The organism is Paracoccus sp. MC1862 (genome assembly GCF_016617715.1).
Taxonomy (GTDB): Bacteria; Pseudomonadota; Alphaproteobacteria; order Rhodobacterales; family Rhodobacteraceae; genus Paracoccus.
In genome coordinates this window covers 2,080,157-2,098,952 of sequence record NZ_CP067225.1, presented here as the reverse complement: position 1 = coordinate 2,098,952, position 18,796 = coordinate 2,080,157, and the positions used below count along the sequence as shown (strand labels likewise).

General features: G+C 67.4%; 23 protein-coding genes. 14 read left to right on the top strand and 9 right to left on the bottom strand.

The features are described from left to right. Nucleotides 1–11: 11 nt before the first annotated feature. Both JGR78_RS10410 and JGR78_RS10405 read right to left on the bottom strand, forming a co-directional pair. Complete coding sequence (locus JGR78_RS10410; RefSeq protein ID WP_182790861.1) at nt 12–872, bottom strand: glycosyltransferase family 2 protein; 861 nt, start codon at nt 870–872, stop codon at nt 12–14. Between the two features lie 122 nt (nt 873–994). Beyond that, nucleotides 995–1,672, bottom strand: coding sequence for a hypothetical protein (locus tag JGR78_RS10405; RefSeq protein WP_182790731.1), 678 nt, complete (start codon nt 1,670–1,672; stop codon nt 995–997). Nucleotides 1,673–1,873: 201 nt separating this feature from the next. Between JGR78_RS10405 and infC the strand changes: the two genes are divergently transcribed. Both infC and JGR78_RS10395 read left to right on the top strand, forming a co-directional pair. After that, a complete protein-coding gene (gene infC, locus JGR78_RS10400) occupies nt 1,874–2,413 on the top strand; it encodes a translation initiation factor IF-3 (RefSeq protein WP_182790860.1) in 540 nt (179 codons plus the stop codon). A gap of 69 nt (nt 2,414–2,482) precedes the next feature. Beyond that, the gene (locus JGR78_RS10395) at nt 2,483–3,607 is read left to right on the top strand and encodes an NAD(P)/FAD-dependent oxidoreductase (RefSeq protein ID WP_182790730.1); all 1,125 of its coding nucleotides are present in this window, start codon (nt 2,483–2,485) and stop codon (nt 3,605–3,607) included. Here the strand turns inward: JGR78_RS10395 and rlmN are convergent. Together rlmN and JGR78_RS10385 are read right to left on the bottom strand one after the other, a co-directional pair. Then, on the bottom strand, nt 3,580–4,779 hold the full coding sequence (gene rlmN / locus JGR78_RS10390) for a 23S rRNA (adenine(2503)-C(2))-methyltransferase RlmN (protein WP_182804651.1): 1,200 nt from the start codon (nt 4,777–4,779) through the stop codon (nt 3,580–3,582). The genes JGR78_RS10395 and rlmN overlap by 28 nt on opposite strands. A 97-nt stretch (nt 4,780–4,876) precedes the next feature. Further along, nucleotides 4,877–5,398, bottom strand: coding sequence for an invasion associated locus B family protein (locus JGR78_RS10385; protein ID WP_182790728.1), 522 nt, complete (start codon nt 5,396–5,398; stop codon nt 4,877–4,879). 147 nt (nt 5,399–5,545) lie between these two features. Here JGR78_RS10385 and JGR78_RS10380 point away from each other — a divergent pair, with 147 nt between their 5' ends. After that, on the top strand, nt 5,546–6,535 hold the full coding sequence (locus JGR78_RS10380) for an asparaginase (protein WP_182804713.1): 990 nt from the start codon (nt 5,546–5,548) through the stop codon (nt 6,533–6,535). Between the two features lie 9 nt (nt 6,536–6,544). Here JGR78_RS10380 and JGR78_RS10375 read toward each other — a convergent pair whose 3' ends face one another. The 5 genes from JGR78_RS10375 to JGR78_RS10355 form a co-directional block, all read right to left on the bottom strand. Further along, nucleotides 6,545–7,294 carry a TSUP family transporter gene (locus tag JGR78_RS10375; protein WP_182804649.1) on the bottom strand — a complete coding sequence of 250 codons (750 nt, stop codon included), beginning with the start codon at nt 7,292–7,294 and terminating at the stop codon, nt 6,545–6,547. 7 nt (nt 7,295–7,301) lie between these two features. Continuing rightward, nucleotides 7,302–7,622, bottom strand: a complete 321-nt coding sequence (hspQ, locus tag JGR78_RS10370) for a heat shock protein HspQ (RefSeq protein WP_182790726.1) — start codon at nt 7,620–7,622, stop codon at nt 7,302–7,304. 116 nt (nt 7,623–7,738) lie between these two features. Further along, nucleotides 7,739–8,461 carry a metallophosphoesterase family protein gene (locus tag JGR78_RS10365; protein ID WP_182804647.1) on the bottom strand — a complete coding sequence of 241 codons (723 nt, stop codon included), beginning with the start codon at nt 8,459–8,461 and terminating at the stop codon, nt 7,739–7,741. Between the two features lie 54 nt (nt 8,462–8,515). Further along, nucleotides 8,516–10,108, bottom strand: a complete 1,593-nt coding sequence (serA, locus tag JGR78_RS10360; protein WP_182804645.1) for a phosphoglycerate dehydrogenase — start codon at nt 10,106–10,108, stop codon at nt 8,516–8,518. 103 nt (nt 10,109–10,211) lie between these two features. Further along, nucleotides 10,212–11,360, bottom strand: coding sequence for a phosphoserine transaminase (locus JGR78_RS10355; protein WP_182804643.1), 1,149 nt, complete (start codon nt 11,358–11,360; stop codon nt 10,212–10,214). 321 nt (nt 11,361–11,681) lie between these two features. Here JGR78_RS10355 and JGR78_RS10350 point away from each other — a divergent pair, with 321 nt between their 5' ends. The 11 genes from JGR78_RS10350 to JGR78_RS10300 all read left to right on the top strand — a co-directional run bounded on the left by JGR78_RS10350 (nt 11,682) and on the right by JGR78_RS10300 (nt 18,793). Then, a complete protein-coding gene (locus JGR78_RS10350) occupies nt 11,682–11,930 on the top strand; it encodes a hypothetical protein (RefSeq protein WP_182804721.1) in 249 nt (82 codons plus the stop codon). Then, nucleotides 11,930–13,534 carry a helicase RepA family protein gene (locus JGR78_RS10345; RefSeq protein WP_182804640.1) on the top strand — a complete coding sequence of 535 codons (1,605 nt, stop codon included), beginning with the start codon at nt 11,930–11,932 and terminating at the stop codon, nt 13,532–13,534. Before JGR78_RS10350 ends, JGR78_RS10345 begins: the two co-directional genes overlap by 1 nt. Continuing rightward, nucleotides 13,531–13,830, top strand: a complete 300-nt coding sequence (locus tag JGR78_RS10340) for a hypothetical protein (RefSeq protein WP_182804638.1) — start codon at nt 13,531–13,533, stop codon at nt 13,828–13,830. The genes JGR78_RS10345 and JGR78_RS10340 overlap by 4 nt, the downstream gene beginning before the upstream one ends. Next, nucleotides 13,823–14,056: a transcriptional coactivator p15/PC4 family protein gene (locus tag JGR78_RS10335; protein WP_182804636.1), complete on the top strand. Its 234-nt coding sequence runs from the start codon at nt 13,823–13,825 to the stop codon at nt 14,054–14,056. The genes JGR78_RS10340 and JGR78_RS10335 overlap by 8 nt, the downstream gene beginning before the upstream one ends. A gap of 86 nt (nt 14,057–14,142) precedes the next feature. Further along, the gene (locus tag JGR78_RS10330; protein ID WP_182804634.1) at nt 14,143–14,388 is read left to right on the top strand and encodes an AlpA family transcriptional regulator; all 246 of its coding nucleotides are present in this window, start codon (nt 14,143–14,145) and stop codon (nt 14,386–14,388) included. 66 nt (nt 14,389–14,454) lie between these two features. After that, nucleotides 14,455–15,657 carry a phage portal protein gene (locus tag JGR78_RS10325; protein ID WP_182804631.1) on the top strand — a complete coding sequence of 401 codons (1,203 nt, stop codon included), beginning with the start codon at nt 14,455–14,457 and terminating at the stop codon, nt 15,655–15,657. Then, complete coding sequence (locus JGR78_RS10320) at nt 15,644–16,033, top strand: hypothetical protein (RefSeq protein WP_182804629.1); 390 nt, start codon at nt 15,644–15,646, stop codon at nt 16,031–16,033. Before JGR78_RS10325 ends, JGR78_RS10320 begins: the two co-directional genes overlap by 14 nt. Beyond that, on the top strand, nt 16,033–17,562 hold the full coding sequence (locus JGR78_RS10315) for a phage major capsid protein (protein ID WP_182804627.1): 1,530 nt from the start codon (nt 16,033–16,035) through the stop codon (nt 17,560–17,562). The genes JGR78_RS10320 and JGR78_RS10315 overlap by 1 nt, the downstream gene beginning before the upstream one ends. 12 nt (nt 17,563–17,574) lie before the next feature. Then, a complete protein-coding gene (locus JGR78_RS10310; RefSeq protein ID WP_182804625.1) occupies nt 17,575–17,955 on the top strand; it encodes a hypothetical protein in 381 nt (126 codons plus the stop codon). A 38-nt stretch (nt 17,956–17,993) separates the two neighbouring features. Beyond that, the gene (locus tag JGR78_RS10305; RefSeq protein WP_200559296.1) at nt 17,994–18,317 is read left to right on the top strand and encodes an HNH endonuclease signature motif containing protein; all 324 of its coding nucleotides are present in this window, start codon (nt 17,994–17,996) and stop codon (nt 18,315–18,317) included. After that, nucleotides 18,314–18,793 (top strand): hypothetical protein, encoded by a 480-nt coding sequence (locus tag JGR78_RS10300; protein WP_182804621.1) that lies wholly within the window; start codon nt 18,314–18,316, stop codon nt 18,791–18,793. Before JGR78_RS10305 ends, JGR78_RS10300 begins: the two co-directional genes overlap by 4 nt. Nucleotides 18,794–18,796 lie beyond the last annotated feature (3 nt).

Sequence of the window (18,796 nt, the reverse complement as noted above, 5' to 3'; positions counted from 1 at the left end):
TCAGGCCCGCGTCAGAACCACTGCCCCGGTTCCATCAGCCCCTGCTCCATCAACTGCTGCGAGGTCCAGCGGAAGGGTTCCGAGTTGCGCCAGGTGAAATCCCGGATCTGCTCGCGCGAGCCGGGGTTGCGCGCCAAAGCCTTGGCCACCCGGAAGGACGCCACCGCGGCCGTCAGGTTGTTGTGCCAGGGGCAGGCATAGGTGTTGTATTCCTCGATCGACAGCCGGTGGTCGGGCAGCAGCCGCAGGTCCTTTTCGGTTCGGAACAAGGCGATGCGATCGATGCGGCGACGGTCGGAGGGCAGATGCTCCTCCAGCCGCCAGCGCAGTCCGCCGTAGAAGTCGAGCTGCCGGTCCTTGACCCCCCCGCTACGGTCGGACCGCCCCAGCGCGTAATAGCCGGTGCGGTCGAACATCGCCTCGTCCATGCTGACGGCGTTCGGATAGCGGCCCAGGTCGGGGGCATAAAGGTCGATGACATAGGTCAGCATCCCCCGCCTGCGTTCCTCGGCATGGAAGGCCAGCATCTCGCCCACGGCGCGGGTTTCCGAAAAGGGATAGAACAGGAACTCGGCGTTGTAGCCGTAATAGAGCCACGTGTCGGCGGGAACGGCGGCGATCACCGCATTGACGGACCGGATATGGGCGCCGCCGGCGCGAACATCGAACAGAAGATTCAGCACCCGGCTCTTGGGATCGTCGGGCAGGTCGGACGGCGGCAGGGGTTCGGGCGACAGCGCGAGGATCTTCCTGAAGCCTAGGGTCATGTGGTGGGCCAGCGTCGCCGCGACCTCGACGCGGTCTTCGATCAGGATGACGGCAATGGGACCGCGACGCAGGTGATCGCCGGGACTGGCCAGAAAGGCGTCCAGCGGGACGGGACGCCGTGGCGCGGCCGGGGCCTCGGTCCGGGCGGGCGCCGGCGCGGCCTCGGCAACCTCCTTCAGCCCCAGGGGATCGCTGGGGTCGGGGCGGATATGGGGGGTGGCGTCGTTCACCGCAGCACCGCGCGGACCTGCTCCAGCGCGGATCGCAGCATCGCCGGGCTGCTGGAGGCGGCTGCGACGATGGTTTTCAGCGATTCCCGCTGGGCGGGGTCGAGGTTGCTGTTGTCGATCAGCGCGGCGACCTTCTCGGCGTTGAAGCCTTCGGGTGTCAGCAGGCGGTCGATCCCGATCGCTTCGCGGGCGGCTTCCGTGGCGTCGCTGACCGCGGCCCCCGCCGCGCGCGCCGCCGAACCGGCGGCCTCGGCGGCGGTCGCGGTGTCCTGCGGATCGCGGGCGGCGGCCCCCGCATCGGCCTCGGCTGCGGCGTCGGCCGCATCCGCGGCGGCCCGGATGGCGGCTTCGGCGGCCGTCTGCGCTTGGCGCGCGGCATCGTCCAGCGGCGGAATGGCAGTGCCCTCGGCCGCCTTCGAGGCCTCGGCGGCCACATCGGCCGCGACGGCGGCGGCATCGGCCGCGGCATCCGCCGCGCTGCCTGCGGCCGTGGCCGCATCCCCGGCGGCGCTTGCCGCAGGGCCCGGCGGGGTAGCCTGACCCCCGGGCGCGGCCGGGGCAGGGACCGGCGTCACCGCTTCCGGCGCCGCGGGCTGGCGCGACTGCCATTGCCAGAAGAAAGCGCCGCCCAGCAGGACGGCCAGCACGAGAATCAGGCCGGCAAGACGTGACATCCCCAAGACCTCACTGAAATCCCACACAGGACCTGTTTGCGGCACATCGACGCGCCGGCAAAGGCCCGGAACTCTATCGCACAGCGTCGGGGACGGGAAAACCCGCCGCGATCGCCAGAGCGGGCCCTCAAGACAGTTGAAACGGTGCCGCCGGTTGATTATTTCGTGAAGGAAATCTTCAACCATGCAAGGATCACGCCCATAGCCCGCAGACCCCACAACGCTCCGCCCACCCGTGACACCGGACCGCGCACGAATGATCGCATCCGGGTGCCTGAAATCCGCCTTATCGGCGCCGACGGGGAAAACGTCGGAGTGGTGACACCCGCCCGTGGCATGGCGCTTGCCCAGGAAGCGGGGCTCGACCTTGTCGAGATCTCGCCCAACGCCGTCCCGCCGGTCTGCAAGATCATGGACCTTGGCAAGTTCAAGTATGAGCAGCAGAAGCGCGAGGCCGAGGCGCGCAAGAAGCAGAAGACGATCGAGGTCAAGGAAATCAAGTTCCGCCCCGGAACAGATGACCATGACTATGACGTCAAGATGCGGTCGGTGAAGCGGTTCCTTGAGGAAGGCGACAAGGTCAAGGTGACCCTGCGCTTTCGTGGGCGCGAGATGGCCCACCAGAACCTTGGCATGGAACTGCTGAATCGCGTCCGCGACGAGGTGGGCGAGGCCGGCAAGGTCGAATCCATGCCCAAGCTGGAAGGCCGGCAGATGGTGATGATGATCGCGCCGCGCTGAGGCTGCGGATCATAGCGGATAAACGGCCCGCCCCTGGGGGCGGGCTTTTTTGTGTCAGCGGGGACAGGAATGGATCGAGTCGGCTGCATCGTCGTGGGCGCGGGTGTCGTGGGGCTTGCCATTGCGCGGGCTCTGGCGCTGCGCGGGGTCGAGGTCGTCATTGCCGAGAAGGCCGAAGCCATCGGCACCGAGACCAGTTCCCGCAATTCCGAGGTGATCCATGCGGGGATCTACTACGCCCCCGGCAGCCTCAAGGCGCGGCTCTGCGCGCAGGGCAGGGGGATCCTTTACGACTATGCGGCCGCGAAGAACGTGCCTCACCGTCGCTGCGGCAAGCTGATCGTCGCCACCTCGCCCGAGCAACTTGCCGTGCTGGAAGGCATCGCGGGCCACGCGGCGTCGAACGGCGTCGAACTGACGCTGATCTCTGGGGCAGCGGCGATGGCGCTGGAGCCGGCGCTGTCCTGCCACGGGGCGCTTCTGTCGCCGGAAACCGGCATCGTGGACAGCCATGCCCTGATGGCCGCGCTGCTGGCGGATACCGAGGCGGCGGGCGCGCATCTTGCCCTCGGCACCTGCGTGACCGGCATCGAGGCGGGGCAGAGGGGCTTTATCGTCGAGACAGAGGCTGCCGGGGAACGCTTCACCCTCGCCGCCGATGCCGTGGTGAACGCGGCCGGGCTTTGGGCCTCGCAGGTGGCGCAGGCGGTGCAGGGGCTTGATCCGGCCCATGTGCCCGTGACCCGCTATGCGCGCGGCAGCTATTACGCGGTGCCGGGCAGGCCCGCCTTCTCTCGCCTGATCTATCCGGTGCCCGAGCCGGGCGGGCTGGGGGTCCACCTGACGCTGGACCTCGGCGGCGCGATGCGCTTCGGGCCGGATGTCGAGTGGATCGACGGCATCGACTACCGCGTGAACCCCGGCCGTCAAGCGCATTTCGAATCCGAGATCCGCCGCTACTGGCCCGGCCTGCCTGAAGGCGCGCTGGCCCCCACCTATTGCGGCATCCGCCCCAAGATCAGCGGCCCCGGAGAGCCCGCCGCCGATTTCCGAATCGACGGGCCGGAAGCCCATGGCATCGTCGGCCTCGTCAACCTTTTCGGCATCGAAAGCCCCGGCCTGACCTCATCGCTGGCGATCGCCGAGGAGGTCGCGGCGCGTCTGGATCAGACCCCGGCCTCGGCCGCGACCTGAGCCGCCGACTTGCGGCCGCGTTCCGTGGCCGATTTCAACTGCCCGCAGGCGGCCATGATGTCCTCGCCTCGCGGCGTGCGGATGGGCGAGGCGTAGCCGGCCTTGTAGATGATGTCCGCGAAAGCCTCGATCCGCTCCCACGAGGACCGCTTGTAGGGCGCGCCCGGCCATTCGTTGAAGGGGATCAGGTTGATCTTGGCCGGAATGCCGCGGATCAGCCGGATCAGGCGGCGCGCGTCCTCATCGGTGTCGTTCACGCCATCGAGCATCACATATTCAAAGGTGATCCGTTCGCTGTTCGACAGGCGCGGGTATTCGCGCAGGGCAGCCAGCAGCTCGTCGATGTTCCAGCGCTTGTTGATCGGAACCAGCCTGTCCCGCACCGGGTTGGTGGTCGCGTGGAAGCTGACCGCAAGCTGGCAGCCGATCTCTTCGGCCGTCCGCGCGATCTCGGGCACGACGCCCGAGGTGGACAGCGTGATGCGGCGGCGCGACAGCGACAGCCCCTCGCCGTCCATCACCACCTTCATCGCGTCCCGCACGTTGTCGAAGTTGTAAAGCGGCTCGCCCATGCCCATCAGCACCAGGTTCGAGACCAGCCGCGTCTCGTCCTTGGGCGCGCCGGGTTCCGGCCATTCGCCCAGGTCGTCGCGCACGACCATCAACTGGCCGACGATCTCGCCCGTCGTGAGGTTGCGGACCAGTTTCTGTGTCCCCGTGTGGCAGAAGGAACAGGTCAGCGTGCAGCCGACCTGCGACGACACGCAGAGCGTGCCCCGGCCTTCCTCGGGGATATAGACCGTCTCGACCTCATGCCCGCCTGCGATCCGCAGCAGGTACTTGCGGGTGCCGTCGCCGCTGATCTGGCGGGTGACGACCTCGGGCAGGGCGATCTCGAACCGTTCCGCCAGAAAGGCGCGGTAGTCCTTGGCGAGATTCGTCATCGCGCCGAAATCGCGCAGGCCCCAGTGATAGACCCACTGCCAGATCTGGCCCACGCGCATCCGCGCCTGCCGCTCGGGCGTTCCCGCCTCGACCAGCGCCGCGCGAAGCTGCTCGCGCGTCAGCCCGACGATGTTGACGCGCCCGCCGGCTTCCGGCCTGCGCGGGATCGTCCGCAGATCCTGCACGATCGGCGCATCGGCACGGGCTTCGGGAACAGGCGTCGTCATGGGCGGAAAATCCCTGCGGGTTGGAAAGAGAAAGGGGGCCGCACCCAGATGGGGCGGCCCCGGCCATATCACAAGGGACGCAAGGACGCAGCCGCGATCAGCGGCAGTTGTCACGCGCCGAGTTCGTCATCGCGGTGATGCCCGACAGCGAGAAGGTGTCCGCCGTGTTGGTGCCACGGCTGGACCGGCCCTTGACCACCACCTCGGAGCCTGCGCGCAGCGCGCTGATCAGCTTGGCATCCTCGTCGGGCGAGCCGGTCCAGGCGTTCTCGCCCTCGGTGAACAGCTTGAATGTCTGTCCGCCGATGCTCACGTCCACGGTGGAATCGGGGGCAAAGGGATAGCCGCCCTGGAACGATACCTCGCCGTTCTGGCCGGGGCGATAGGCGACATACAGGCGGATGTCGCTGCGCGTCACCTCGCGCGGATTGCCCTCGGCATCGGTGTTGCGGGTGGACTTGGGCGGAGAAACGGCCCAGCATTCCTTGGGGTCGTCGCCGATGAACGCGGTCCAGTCCCCCTGGCTGCCCAGCACCCTCGGCTCGGCCGCAAGCGCGGGGGCGGCAACCGCCATCAGCGCGGCGGCCACAAGGCCGAGGTTGAAGATGGGTTTCGTCATGCTCTCGTGCCCTCTTGCTGCCCCGGTTAAGGCCCGGGTTGTCACGGATCGGTGGTCTTGCGACCGGATGGGCCTTAGATAACCGGAAAGCAAGGGATGGCAAAACCCCTGCGGACGGAAATCGCGCATTTGTCAAAGGGCTGGATGATGGCGGCAGTCGATCTGATCGAATTCTGGCGGGGCGGCCTGCGGGAAAGCGTCCACCGCGGTCATGCGGTCGTCTGGGACCGTGGCGGCATGGTCGCCGCTTGGGGCAACCCCGGGGCGGTGATCTTCCCGCGGTCCTCCTGCAAGATGATCCAGGCGCTGCCCCTGCTGGAAAGCGGCGCGGCGGATGCGGCGGGCCTGGGGACCCGGCAACTGGCGCTGGCCTGCGCCTCGCACAGCGGCGCGCGGATGCATGCCCAAGGGGTGCGGGACTGGCTGCACGGGCTGGGGATGGCCGAGGGCGATCTGCGCTGCGGGACGCATATGCCCTGGGACGCGGCGGAAAACCGGCGGCTGACCTGCTCGGACGAGGCGCCCTGCCAGTTCCACAACAACTGCTCGGGCAAGCACGCGGGCTTCCTGACCTGGAACCGCCACCACAAGGGCGATGTCGAATATCACCTGCCCGAGCATCCGCTGCAGCAGGCCATCCGTGCCGCGACCGAGGAGGTCACGGGCGAAAACGTCGCGGGCACCGGCATCGACGGCTGCTCGGCCCCGAACTTCGCGGTTTCGATCGCTGGGCTGGCCCGGGCGATGGCGGGCTTTGCCTCGCCCGCGGGGGACGGGCGCGGCCGCGCCATGCGGCGGCTGACCGACGCGATGGCAATGCACCCCGAACTTGTCGCGGGCGAGGGGCGGGCCTGCACCGACCTGATGCGCGCCATGGGTGGCCGCGTCGCGGTCAAGACCGGGGCCGAGGCGGTCTTTGTCGCCATCGCGCCGGAACGGGGCCTCGGCATCGCGCTGAAGGTCACGGATGGCGGCACGCGGGGGTCCGAGGCCGCCATCACTGCGCTGCTGGTCCATCATGGTCTGCTGGACGCCAACCATCCGGCGGTCGGCAAATACCTGACCGGCCCGATCCGCAACTGGCGCGGAACCGAGGTCGCGGAGCGGCGGCTGGCAGAGGGATTCGCGGGGTTCTGACGGCGGTGCTCAGGCCAACTGCCACAGCAGCCGCAGCGCCAGCGCCGTCGAGGTGACGACCAGCAGCGGCTTGATGACCCGCGCGCCCACCCGCATCGCCAGCCTCGCCCCGATCCAGGCCCCGAGGATCTGCCCCGCGCCCATCAGCAGTCCGATCATCCACAACGGACTGCCGGCGAAGGCAAAGACGGCCAGCCCGCCGATGTTCGAAGCGAAGTTCAGCAGCTTCGTATGCGCCGTGGCCTTGAGGATGCCGAAGCCCCCCAGCGTGACGAAGGCGAGCATGTAGAACGCCCCCGCCCCCGGCCCGATCAGTCCGTCGTAAAAGCCGATGGCCGGCACCGCTGTCAGCGCGAACACAGCGGGCGTCAGCCGCGCCCTGCGGTCGATATCGTCCAGCCCCGGCTTCAGTGCGAAGAACAGGGCGATGCCGATCAGCATGACCGGCAGGAAGATCCGCAGCAGATCAGTCGGCAGGATACTGACCAACGCCGCCCCCGCGCCGCCCGCGGCAAAGGCCAACGCCGCCGTCGGCAACTGCCGCCGCAGATCCACCAGACCGCTGCGGGCATAGCTTGCCGCGGCGGTGGCCGCGCCAAAGCTGCCCTGGACCTTGTTCGTCGCAAGCGCTTGGTCCGGCGGCAGGCCCGCCAGCATCAGCGCCGGGACCGTGATAAGCCCGCCACCCCCTGCGATCGCATCGACGAAACCGGCCGCAATGGCCGCCGCCACGAGGGCCGCGATCAGATGCAGGTCCATGCGGGGATCAGTTCAGACCGTGCTGCAGCGGATAGCGGCCGTTCTCGAACTCGCCGAAAAGGGCGATCAACTCGGGATGCTCCAGCGGCTCGCCCGAGGGGTCGGGCAGCAGGTTCTGTTCGGACACATAGGCGACGTAATAGGTCGCCTCGGTCTCGGCATAAAGGTGATAGTAGGGCTGGTCCCTGGAGGGACGGCAATCCTCAGGGATGGATTGATACCATTCCTCGGTGTTCGAGAACTGCGGGTCCACGTCAAAGACCACCCCGCGGAAGGGGTGCTCACGGTGACGGACCACCTGCCCGATGTTGTATTTCGCAAGTCGCATCCGGTTTTCCCGGTTCCTGTGTGCCTGGATGTCTTAACGCGAGCACCGTCGCGAGTAAATCGTCGCGCGCCTCAACCTTATATCAAATGTCGTAGAACTGCCACCATGCCGTCGGGTCATGGGGTGAGCGGGCTGGCTCCTGTGTCATCGAGGACCCACAGCCCCCCTTCGTCCAGCCGTATGGCAGTTAGCGGCCCGCCGTCGCCCGCGCCGGTGTCGATGTTGACGCGGTTGCCATAGTGGGTCGGGCGCCGGACCGGCGTATGCCCATGCACGACCAGCGCGCCATGGTCACGCCTGTCGTCGTGAAAGGGCTTCCTGATCCACAACAGGTCATCCTCGGCCTGCGCGCGCAGGTCGATGCCGGGCCGGATGCCGGCATGTACGAAGAGGGCGTGGCTGCCGAGATACCACGCCGGCAGTCCCAGCAGCCAGCGGGCGTGATCGGGCGGCACCGCAGCGACCGCCTCGGCATGGACTTCGTCCAGCGGCCGGTGGCCCGCATCCGCTACTCCGTAAGAGGCCAGCGCCGCCTCGGCCCCGACATCGCGGGAGATCCAGTCCTTCTGGTCGGCGGCGCGCGGGTCGATCCAGCGTGGGTCGCGCAGGAAGTTCGGCAGCGCCCGGTCGTGGTTGCCCTTCAGCACGATCCACTTCCGGCCCTGTACTTGCCCGTCCATCAGCAACTCGACGACCCCGCGCGATTCCGGTCCCTTGTCGATCAGGTCGCCCAGATGGATGACCGGCGCATCCGCGCCGCCGTCCCGTTCGATCCGGTCATGCGCCTCGCGCAGCCGTTCAAGCTGGCCGTGGATGTCGCCGATGGCATAGATGCGCATGAACCGCTCCCAAGGGATCCCCCGGCCAACAAGGCGGCCGGGGAGGAGGTTCCGTCAGACCTCGAAGCGCAGCGGGCGGACCTGGATGAACTTGCCGGTGGCCAGCAGCGCCTCGCGGACGTTGTCGCGCAGCGGCTCGTCCAGATAGGTGATGGCGATGGCATCGCCGCCGTTAGCCGCTCGGCCCAGCGAGAAGTTCGCCATGTTGACGCCCAGTCCGCCCAGCGTCATTCCCAAGGCCCCGATGACGCCCGGCACGTCCTTGTTGCGGGTGTACATCATATGTTCGCCGATCTCGGCATCGACGTTGATGCCGCGAATCTGGATGAAGCGCGGCTTGTGGTCGCTGAAGACCGTGCCGGCGATGGACCGCTCCCGGTCGCCCGACACCATCGTGACCTTGATGTAGCCGTCATAGACGCCCGACTTGTCCTGGGTCGTGGTGGCGATGTGGATGCCCCGCTCCTTCGCCATGACGGGGGCCGAGACCATGTTCACGTCCGGGTTCGCGGCCTTCATCACGCCTGCGATCACCGCCGCGTTCAGGGCGTGAAGGTTCATCTCCGAGGCCACGCCGTCGTAGAGGATGTTCACCGCCGCGATCGGCTCGTCCGTCATCTGGCCGACAAAGGCGCCCAGGTGCCCCGCCAGCTTGATCCACGGTCCCATGACGGCGGCCTCTTCGGCCGTGACCGAGGGCATGTTCAGCGCGTTCTGCACCGCGCCCGTCAGCAGGTAGTCGGCCATCTGCTCGGCCACCTGCAGCGCCACGTTCTCCTGCGCCTCGGTGGTTGAGGCGCCGAGATGCGGCGTCACGACCACATTCGGCAGACCGAACAGCGGGCTTTCCGTGGCAGGTTCGGCGGCGAAGACGTCCAGCGCCGCCCCCGCGACATGGCCCGACTTCAGCATCTCGGCCAAGGCCGCCTCGTCGATCAGCCCGCCGCGGGCGGCGTTGATGATGCGGACGCCCTTCTTCGTCCTGGAAAGGCTTTCCGCCGACAGGATGTTGCGGGTCTTGTCCGTCAGGGGCACGTGCAGGGTGATGAAGTCGGCCTTGGCCAGCAGCTCGTCCAGCTCGACCTTGGTCGCGCCCAGATCCTTGGCGCGCTCTTCCGACAGGAAGGGGTCGTAAGCCAGCACCTTCATGTGCAGCCCCCGTGCCCGGTCGATCACGATGCCGCCGATGTTGCCCGCGCCGATCACGCCCAGCGTCTTGTTGAACAGTTCCACGCCCATGAAGCGGTTCTTTTCCCACTTGCCGGCATGAGTTGATACGCTCGCCTCGGGCAGTTGCCGGGCGATCGCGAACATCAGTGCGATGGCGTGCTCGGCGGTGGTGACGCTGTTGCCGAAGGGCGTGTTCATCACGATCACGCCCTTCTTCGAGGCGGCCGGGATATCCACGTTGTCCACGCCGATCCCCGCGCGGCCGATGACCTTCAGCTTCGTCGCGCGCTCCAGCAGCTTTTCCGTGACCTTGGTGGCCGAGCGGATCGCCAGCCCGTCATAATCGCCGATGATCTCGGCCAGCTTCTCCTTGTCCTTGCCGACGTCGGGCAGATAGTCGACCTCGACCCCGCGGTCGCGGAAGATCTGGACGGCGGTTTCGGAAAGCTTGTCGGAAACCAGAACCTTGGGTGCCATGTGCTTGCTCCTGAACGGCAGGGCGCAACAGCGCTCTCCTGCCTCGTTCTTCTTCGTGGAAATATCCCGGGGGCGCGCGGGGGCTGGCCCCCGCTGCAACAGATCACGTTTGCGCGGACAGTTCCTGCTGGAACGCCCACTCGATCCAGGGCATCAGCGCCTGCACATCGGCCGTTTCGACGGTCGAGCCGCACCAGATCCGCAGCCCCGCCGGCGCGTCCCGATAGGCGCCGAGGTCCAGCCCCACGCCTTCCTTTTCCAGCCGCTTGGCTACCGCCTTGGCAAAGGCAGCCGCATCCTTGATGCGCGGATCGGTGAAGCGCAGGCAGACCGAAGTGGTCGAGGTCGTCGCCGGGTCCTCGGCCAGATTGGCGATCCAGTCGTGCTCGGCCACGAAATCCGCCACAACCTGCGCATTGGCGTCAGCCCGCGAGATCAGGCCCCTCAACCCGCCCACGGACTTCGCCCAGTTCAGCGCGACGATATAATCCTCGACACACAGCATAGAGGGCGTGTTGATCGTTTCGCCCTTGAAGATGCCTTCGATCAGCTTGCCGCCCTTGGTCAGACGAAAAATCTTGGGCAGCGGACGGTCAGGGACATAGCTTTCCAGCCGCTCGGCGGCGCGCGGTGACAGGATCAGGACGCCATGCGCGCCCTCGCCGCCCAGCACCTTCTGCCAGCTGAAGGTCACCACATCCAGCTTGTCCCATGGCAGGTCCATGGCAAAGGCCGCGCTGGTCGCATCGCAGATGGTCAGCCCGGCGCGATCAGCCGGGATCACCTCGCCATTCGGCACCCGAACGCCCGAGGTCGTGCCGTTCCAAGTGAAGACGACATCCTTGTCAAAGTCCACCTGCGTGAAATCGACGATCCGGCCGTAATCGGCCCGCCGCACGGTCGCATCCAGCTTCAACTGCTTGACCGCATCCGTGACCCAGCCCTCGCCGAAGCTTTCCCAGGCCAGCACCTCGACCGGGCAAGCGCCCAGCATGGTCCACATCGCCATCTCGACCGCACCGGTGTCGGAGCCGGGGACGATGCCGATGCGATAGTCGGCGGGAACTTCCAGCACCTCGCGAGTGAGGTCGATGGCCTGCGCCAGCTTGTTCTTGCCGATGGCCGCGCGATGCGAGCGGCCCAAGGGCGCGTCGCTCAGCATGTCGAGGGAAAAGCCGGGGATCTTGGCGCATGGGCCAGACGAAAAACGCGGATTGACCGGCCGCGCAGCCGGGGTCGTGATGTCGAACATGGTTAGCCTTCCAGCTAAAAAGCCCCTCGTTGGGGAGGGGTGTCCCACTCCCGGACATACGCTCCCCCTGAAAATCCCGCAATACCCTTCGATACTTCCCTTGCAGGTTCATGCACCTCGGTGCGGAACGGGGCAGGAACGTGCAGGGAGAAGTGGCACAAAATCGACACAAGGAGTTCTGGAGGCGTTCCGCCTGAAACGCTGAAGACTGAGGAGAAAAACAAAAACCCCGGCGCGCTGGGGGGCGCAACCGGGGTCAATGTGGAGACGAAAGCTGTCGTCGATCAGACTACCCTGATCGATCTGCAAAAGGCAACCGCCTTGGTCGATGCGCTTCTGGCCTGTGACCATTACGACCGCGTCCCCTTCCTGGAAGCCCTGCTGGACGAGTTGCGCCCCGGCTGGCCACAGACGCCCTTTCTCTGCGGGCTGATGGAGGAAGCCGGGTTCTGGGCGGACATGGCGTCCCGCGCCGAACTGAAGGCCTACTGCCTCGCCAGCTACCAGCGGATGACGCCCGCCGATCAGGCCGCCTTCCTGGGCTACGTCCAGCAGACGGAGGCCGCGTGATGGGGGCCTTCGAGATGATGGGCGCGCTGGACGCCCGGCACCGCGAGGAACACGGCGTCACCCCTGCGCGGATGCTGACCGGCCGTGCGGGCGATCTGGCGGCGGCGCTCATTCCGCTGGGCCGCGTCAAGCCGATCCTCAAGTGCCGCTATCTGGTCAAGGGCTGGCTGGATCAGGGCGCTTTCAGCGTCGTCTATGGCGAGTCCAACGTGGGCAAGACCTTCTTGGCGATGGACCTGGCGCTGCACGTCGCGGCCGGGATGGATTGGCACGGCAGCCGCGTTCCCAGCGGCGACAAGTGGGCCGGGCCGGTGATCTACGTCGCCAGCGAAGGCGGCAGCGGCATCCACAACCGTGTTGAGGCCATGCGCCGGGACAATCCCGAGCTGATGCGCCGGGTCGAGGAACGGGGCGACTTCCTGTTGCTCAAGACCGGCCTGGACCTCTGCACGTCCGATGACAGTCAGTGGCTGGTCGAGGCAATCGGGACCATGCCGCGCAAGCCGTCCCTGATCGTGGTGGACACGCTGGCTCGCGCAATGGGCAACGGGGACGAGAACACGGCCAAGGACATGGGCCAGTTCGTCCGCAGCGTGGACCATCTGCGGGAAGTGACCGGCGCCCACGTCATGGTGATCCACCACAGCGGCAAGGACGCCAGCAAGGGCGCGCGAGGGTCAGGCAGCCTTCGGGCGGCGGCCGATACCGAGATCGAGCTGACCCGCGACGGCGACACGATCATGGCCGAGCAGCGCAAGCAGCGGGACATGCCCTGCGAGGGCGTGTTCGCCTACACCCTCAAGTCGGTGTTCCTCGGGATGGACGATGACGGGGATCGCGTCACATCCGCTGTTGTGACGCCGGCCGAGGCAGTGACGCGCAAGAACAAGGTCAAGCTGACCGGCACCGACAAGATCGGGATGCAGGCGCTGTCCGACGCCCTGGCGAAGCACGGCGAACGGAAGTCGGGAGACATGTTCCCGAGCAACCGCCAATGCGTCAGCCTCGAACACTGGCGCGAGTTTTGCGACCGCCACAGCCTTTCTAGCGGCGAAGGCGATAGCAGCAAGAGGACTGCCTTCCACAAGCTCAAGAACCGCCTGCAAGACAAAGAGATTGTCCGCATCGTGGATGGCTTCGTCTGGAAGGTCGAGGGGGATGACCGTTCCCAAAGCAGAGGGAACGCTATTCCCGAGCGTGAGAACGCCAGCGCAGCCCCGTTCCCGAGTGAGCAGGGAACGCCCGTTTGCCCCGCAAATACTGGCCAGAATGATCAGCGTTCCCACCGTTCCCCGACCGTTCCCGAGAACGCAGGGAACGCCGGTCATGCTGCCGTTCCCACCGTTCCCGCGCTCTATAAGAGCGGGAACGAGGGAACGCTGACCCAGCCCAGCAACGAGGGTCAGTCCAAAACTGGACCCACCCCTGCACCTTCCCCAGCAACTGATCTGGCATGGCATCAGGGCAGCGAGGTTGTCCCCGATGATGGGGAAAACGTCGCCCCTTCCCCAGCTCTGACCCCGCCCGACCCGGACGCTATCCGCGCCGCCTTCGATGACTACGCCGCAACCGACAACCCGAAAGACGAGAGGGCCTGGCGATGACCATGACACCCGACATTCAGATCACGGCGCTCAAGATGATTGATGCCGTCCCAAGCCGGATCGGCAACCGGCTGCTGGCTTTGTTCGACGCCACCATATCGGGTGTGTGCCTCCAAGGCTGTGCCCTGATCGAAGGCGCTGACGGCATCGCCCGCGTGAAGGGCCCGGCTGGCAAGACGCACAAGGGCGACGTGGTGCGGGCGACCATCATCGACCCGGCGCTCGAGCGGGCGATCACCAGGAAAGCCGCTGGCCTCTATGCCGCCTGCACCGGCCGGGAGTTGGCTGATGAGTAAGCCAGTCGCCACGATCCAGAAGAACAAGCGCGAGGCGATCCACGTCCTGATCGACGAGTTCAACGGCCGGCAGATCTTCAACGTCCGCGTCTTCTATGAGGCAGAGGACGGCAGCGTGAGGCCCGGCAAGGCAGGCATCGCCTTCAGCATCACCAAGCTGCCTGAGTTCGCTGAGGCGGTGCAGAAGGCGCTCACCGAGGCGCAGCGGCAGGGGCTGGTGCCATGATGGGGGGTGGTCTCGAACTTTGCCCCTTTGGCGGGGACCGGCGCGGGGGGCAGCGCGCAAGATATGACCGAATTGGAGATTTTGAGATGACCATGCAGGACAAGCCGCCGTTGGATCGCTGGCGAGCGGACGCGGTTCTGGAGCCCGAAAGGAAGCTCTGGGGCCTTCCGCAGATCGCCGAAGTGCTGGGCGTGAGCGTCGACAAGGCCCGGGAACTGGCGAAGCTGCCCGAGGTGCCGATCTCGCGGCCTGTCGGGTCCGGCAGCTACTTCGCCTTCCGTTCCGAGCTTCTGGCCTGGCTTCGCGGCCAGCCGACCCACGAAAACCCATGATTTCCTAGGCTTTCCAACGATCTCCCATCTGCCGGAGCAGGGCTGAAGTGGGGCATATCATGGTCCATGAGACTGTGGCCCTTCACCCGCAAGACTGTCCCGGCTGAGCAGAAGTCGCTCGCTTCGCCCGATGCCGCCCTGATGGCGGCCCTGGGCATCCTCGACGTCACCTCGACCGGCATCGTCGTCAGCCCTTCCGAGGCCTTGCGCGTCCCGGTGGTGGCGAACGCGATCCAGCTGATCTCGGAGGCCGTCGCCTCGCTCGACGTGACCGTGAAGCGGATCGAGGGCGAGGACGAGATCGACGTTCCCGACCACCCGCTGCTGGCGCTGCTGCGTGACGAGGCCAACGACTGGACCTCGGGCTTCGAGCTGATCCGCCAGATCGTCCGCGACGCGCTGATCAGCGATGCCGGCGGGATGGCCTGGGTCAACCGCATCGGCGGCGAGGCCCGCGAGATCATCCGCTACCGCAACGGCGTCCTGCAGTTCGAAACGGACGTGGAAACCGGCGAACGGCGCTACCGGACCGTCAACCGCGTCATTCCCGCGCGCGACGTGATCCACCTGCTGCCGCCGCACGACCGCGCGCCCCTGACGCTGGCCCGCGAGGCGATCGGCATTGCGGTGGCGCTGGACCGCCACGCGGCCAGCCTCTTCAGCCGCGGAGCCCGCCCGTCCGGCGCGCTGGTGATCCCCAAGGGCATGGGCGAGGAGGCGATCAAGGCCGCCCGCGCCGGCTGGCGCGCGGCGCATGAGGGCACCGATCAGGGCCGCACCGCCTTCCTTTACGACGGGATGAGCTTCGAGCCCTTCACGTTCAACTCGACCGACGCGCAATTCCTCGAAAACCGGAAGTTCCAGATCGCGGAGATCGCCCGCGCCTTCAACATCCCGTCGCCGATGCTGGGCGACCTGGAGCGCGCCACCTGGTCGAACAGCGAACAGAAGGGCCGCGAGTTCCTGTCCTACACGCTGGAGCCGTGGCTGCGGGCGCTGGAAGGCGCCATGCGCCGCGCGCTGTTCTCGGACGACGAGCGGCGTGACCACGTGATCCGCTTCGACCGCGACGACCTCACGCGCGCCGACCTCGCCACGCGCGCCACCACGATCAACAGCCTGATCGCCAGCCGCACGATCAACCCGAACGAGGGCCGCTCCTGGCTCGGCCTGCCGCCCCGCGCCGGCGGCGACGAATTCCTGAACCCCAACATCAGTGCGGCGCCCGAGGCACCGCCCGCAAGCGAGGCTGACGATGCAGCTGAATGACATTCTGGCCGACGCGCAGGATCAGGATCGAGGTCGCGACTTCGACCTCCTCGACCCTGTCACCGGCAAGACGACCGGCATCACCCTGCGGATCGCAGGGCCTGACAGCGCCACGCAAGCCCGCGCCCGGCTGCAGCTGGTCGACGACCTGGCCGAGATGGCTGACGACGAGGGCCGGATCAGCGCGAGCGCCCGCGAGAAGGCTCGCCTCAACAGCCTCGCCCGTTGCGTGCTGGGCTGGGACGTCAAGGAAGACGGCGAGCCCGTCCCCTTCACCCATGCCAACGTCGTGCGGCTCCTGCGGGCCGCCACGTGGGTGCAGGCGCAGGTCGACGGCTTCGCATCCGACCGGGCCGCCTTCCGGGGGACCCGCTGATGCAGCAGATCGAGATCAAGGCCCAGCTGAGCGTCGACGACGCCGGCACCATCACCGGCATCGCCTGGCCCTTCGGCTCGGCGGACCGTGTCGGTGACGTGATCGAGCGCGGCGCTTTCGCCAAGGCCCTGCCGCCCCTGCCGATGCTCGCCAGCCACGACCAGAAGGACACCGTCGGCGTCTGGGACGAGGTCATCGAGACCGCCGAGGGCCTGTCCGTGAAGGGACGGCTCCTCGTCAACGAAGTGGCGCGGGCGGCAGAGGTCAGGGCGCTCATCCGGGAGGGCGCCCTGCGCGGCCTCTCGATCGGCTTCGCCTCGCGCAAGGCTCTGCCCCGCAAGGGCGGCGGCCGCACGATCCGCGACCTGGAACTCCTCGAAATCAGCGTGTGCGCGGTGCCTGCGCATCCCGGCGCGCGCATCACGTCAGCAAAGGACATGGACATGACGGACACGACCGAAACCGAAACCCCGGACATCGCGGCGCTGGAAGCCAAGATGACCGACCTGGAGAAGAAGGCCGACCCAGCGCCCCTGCTGGCCCGGCTCGACAAGCTGGAGGCCAAGATGAACCGGCCGCAGGGCGATCAGAAAAACGACGACGGGCCGAGCATCGAGCGCAAGGCCTTCGCCAACTACCTGCGCCTGGGCGACCGCATCTCGTCCGAGGACCAGAAGGCCCTGAACGAGACCAGCGACACGCAGGGCGGCTTCATGGCGCCCCCGGAACTCTCGACGGAAGTCCTGCGCGACCTGGTCGAGTTCAGCCCGATCCGGCAATACGCCAGCGTCCGCACCACCGACGCGCCCGGCGTGATCTACCCGGTCCGCACCGGCGCCACGAATGCGCAGTGGGTCGCGGAGATGGAGCCGCACGACGAATCCACCATCGGCTTCGGGCAGGCCGAGATCGAGGTCGACGAGCTGGCGACCTTCGTCGACATCTCCAACCGGCTGCTGCAGGACGCCCCGCAGGTCGAGACCGAGGTGCGCAGCGCGCTGGCCGAGGACTTCGGCCTGAAGGAGGCGAGGGCCTTCCTGTTCGGGGACGGCAACAAGAAGCCGGAAGGCCTGATGGTCGATCCCCGGATCCAGACCGTCGCCAACGGCCACGCGACCAACCTGTCGACCGACGCCCTGATCGCCCTGATGTATTCGCTGCCCGGCCCCTACCGGAACCGCGGCGCATGGGTTCTGAACGGCACCACCCTCGGCAAGCTGCGCACCCTGAAGGACGCCCAGGGGCAATACATCTGGCAGCCCTCGCTGCAGGTGGGCCAGCCGGAAACCCTGCTGGGCCGCCCGGTGGTCGAGATGGTCGACATGGAGGACGTGGCCTCCAACGCCCACCCCATCATCTACGGCGATCTTCAGGGCTACCGGATCGTCGACCGCCTGCAGATGTCGGTGCTGGTCGACCCCTACACCCGCGCCCGCGAACGGATCACCCGGCTGCACGCCACCCGGCGCGTCGGCGGTGCCGTCCTGCAACCCGACCGCTTCCGCAAACTCAAGATGGCCACGAGCTGAGGAGCCTGACCCATGCGTGACCTGTATTCCAACATCACCTCGCTGCCCGCCCTCGCGCCGGCCGTGCAGACCGCCGCCGCGCAAGGCGCCACCATCGACACCCTCGGCGCCGGCCGGCTGGCCTTCGTGGTCAACACCGGCGCCGTGGCGGGTGACGGAAACTTCGGCGTGAAGCTGCAGGAGAGCGACACCGGCTCGACCGGCTGGACCGACGTTGCCGCCGACCAGGTGGACAGCACCGCGCCCGCCACGCTGGCCGCGAACAGCAGCTACCGCCTCGGCTATCGAGGCTGGAAGCGCTACGTGCGGCTTGCGACGACCAAGGCAAGCGGGACGAGCATCGCCGCCGGTGCCGTGGCGGTGATCGTGCCCCAGACCCGGCCGGGTGCCTGATGCCGGCCCGTGCGCCTCGCCTGTGTTCATGTGGCAAGGTGGTGCCGCCCGGCGCCTCCTGCCCCTGCCAGGCGAAGCGCGCGGCCGAGCGCAAGGCCCGCTTCGACAAGACCCGGCCGAACAGCAGCCAGCGTGGCTATGACGGCCGCTGGGAGCGGGAAGCGAAGGCCTTTCTAGCCCGACGCGAGAACAGCCAATGCGCCGCCTGCGGTGCCCCTGCGGTGGTCGTCATGCACATCAAATCGATCCGCTCGCGGCCGGAACTCCGCATGGACCAATCCAACTGGCGGCCCGGCTGCCAGCGATGCAACGCAATCGAAGCCGCCCGTGAGCGGCGCGCACCCCGAAAGGTTCAGCAATGACTATCTACGCCACCAACGGCAGCAAGCTCTACATCGGCGCTGCGCTGCCCGCGAAGTCCACTGACTTCGTCGCCGCAGACTTCACCCCGCAGACCTGGGTGGAAATCGGCGAGATCGAGGCCCTCGGCACGCTTGGCGATGCCGCCACCGAGATCAGCTTCGACGCCATCAGCACGTCGCGCACGCGCCGCCTGAAGGGCACGCGGAACGCCGGCTCGATGGAGGTGGTCGCGGGGCTCGACTATGACGACCCGGGCCAACTGGCCGTGATCGCCGCCGAGAAGACGCCCCATGATTATGCCTTCCGGCTGGTGCTGAACGACGCCCCTCCCGGTGGCACGCCCTCCGAGCGCCTGTTCGTCGCCAAGGTCGCCTCGGCCGCCGAAGCCCTCGACGGGGCCAACTCGGTCATGAAGCTGAACATGACGCTCTGGGTGAACTCCAACGTGGTCAAGGTCGACGCGGACGCGGCCTGATCC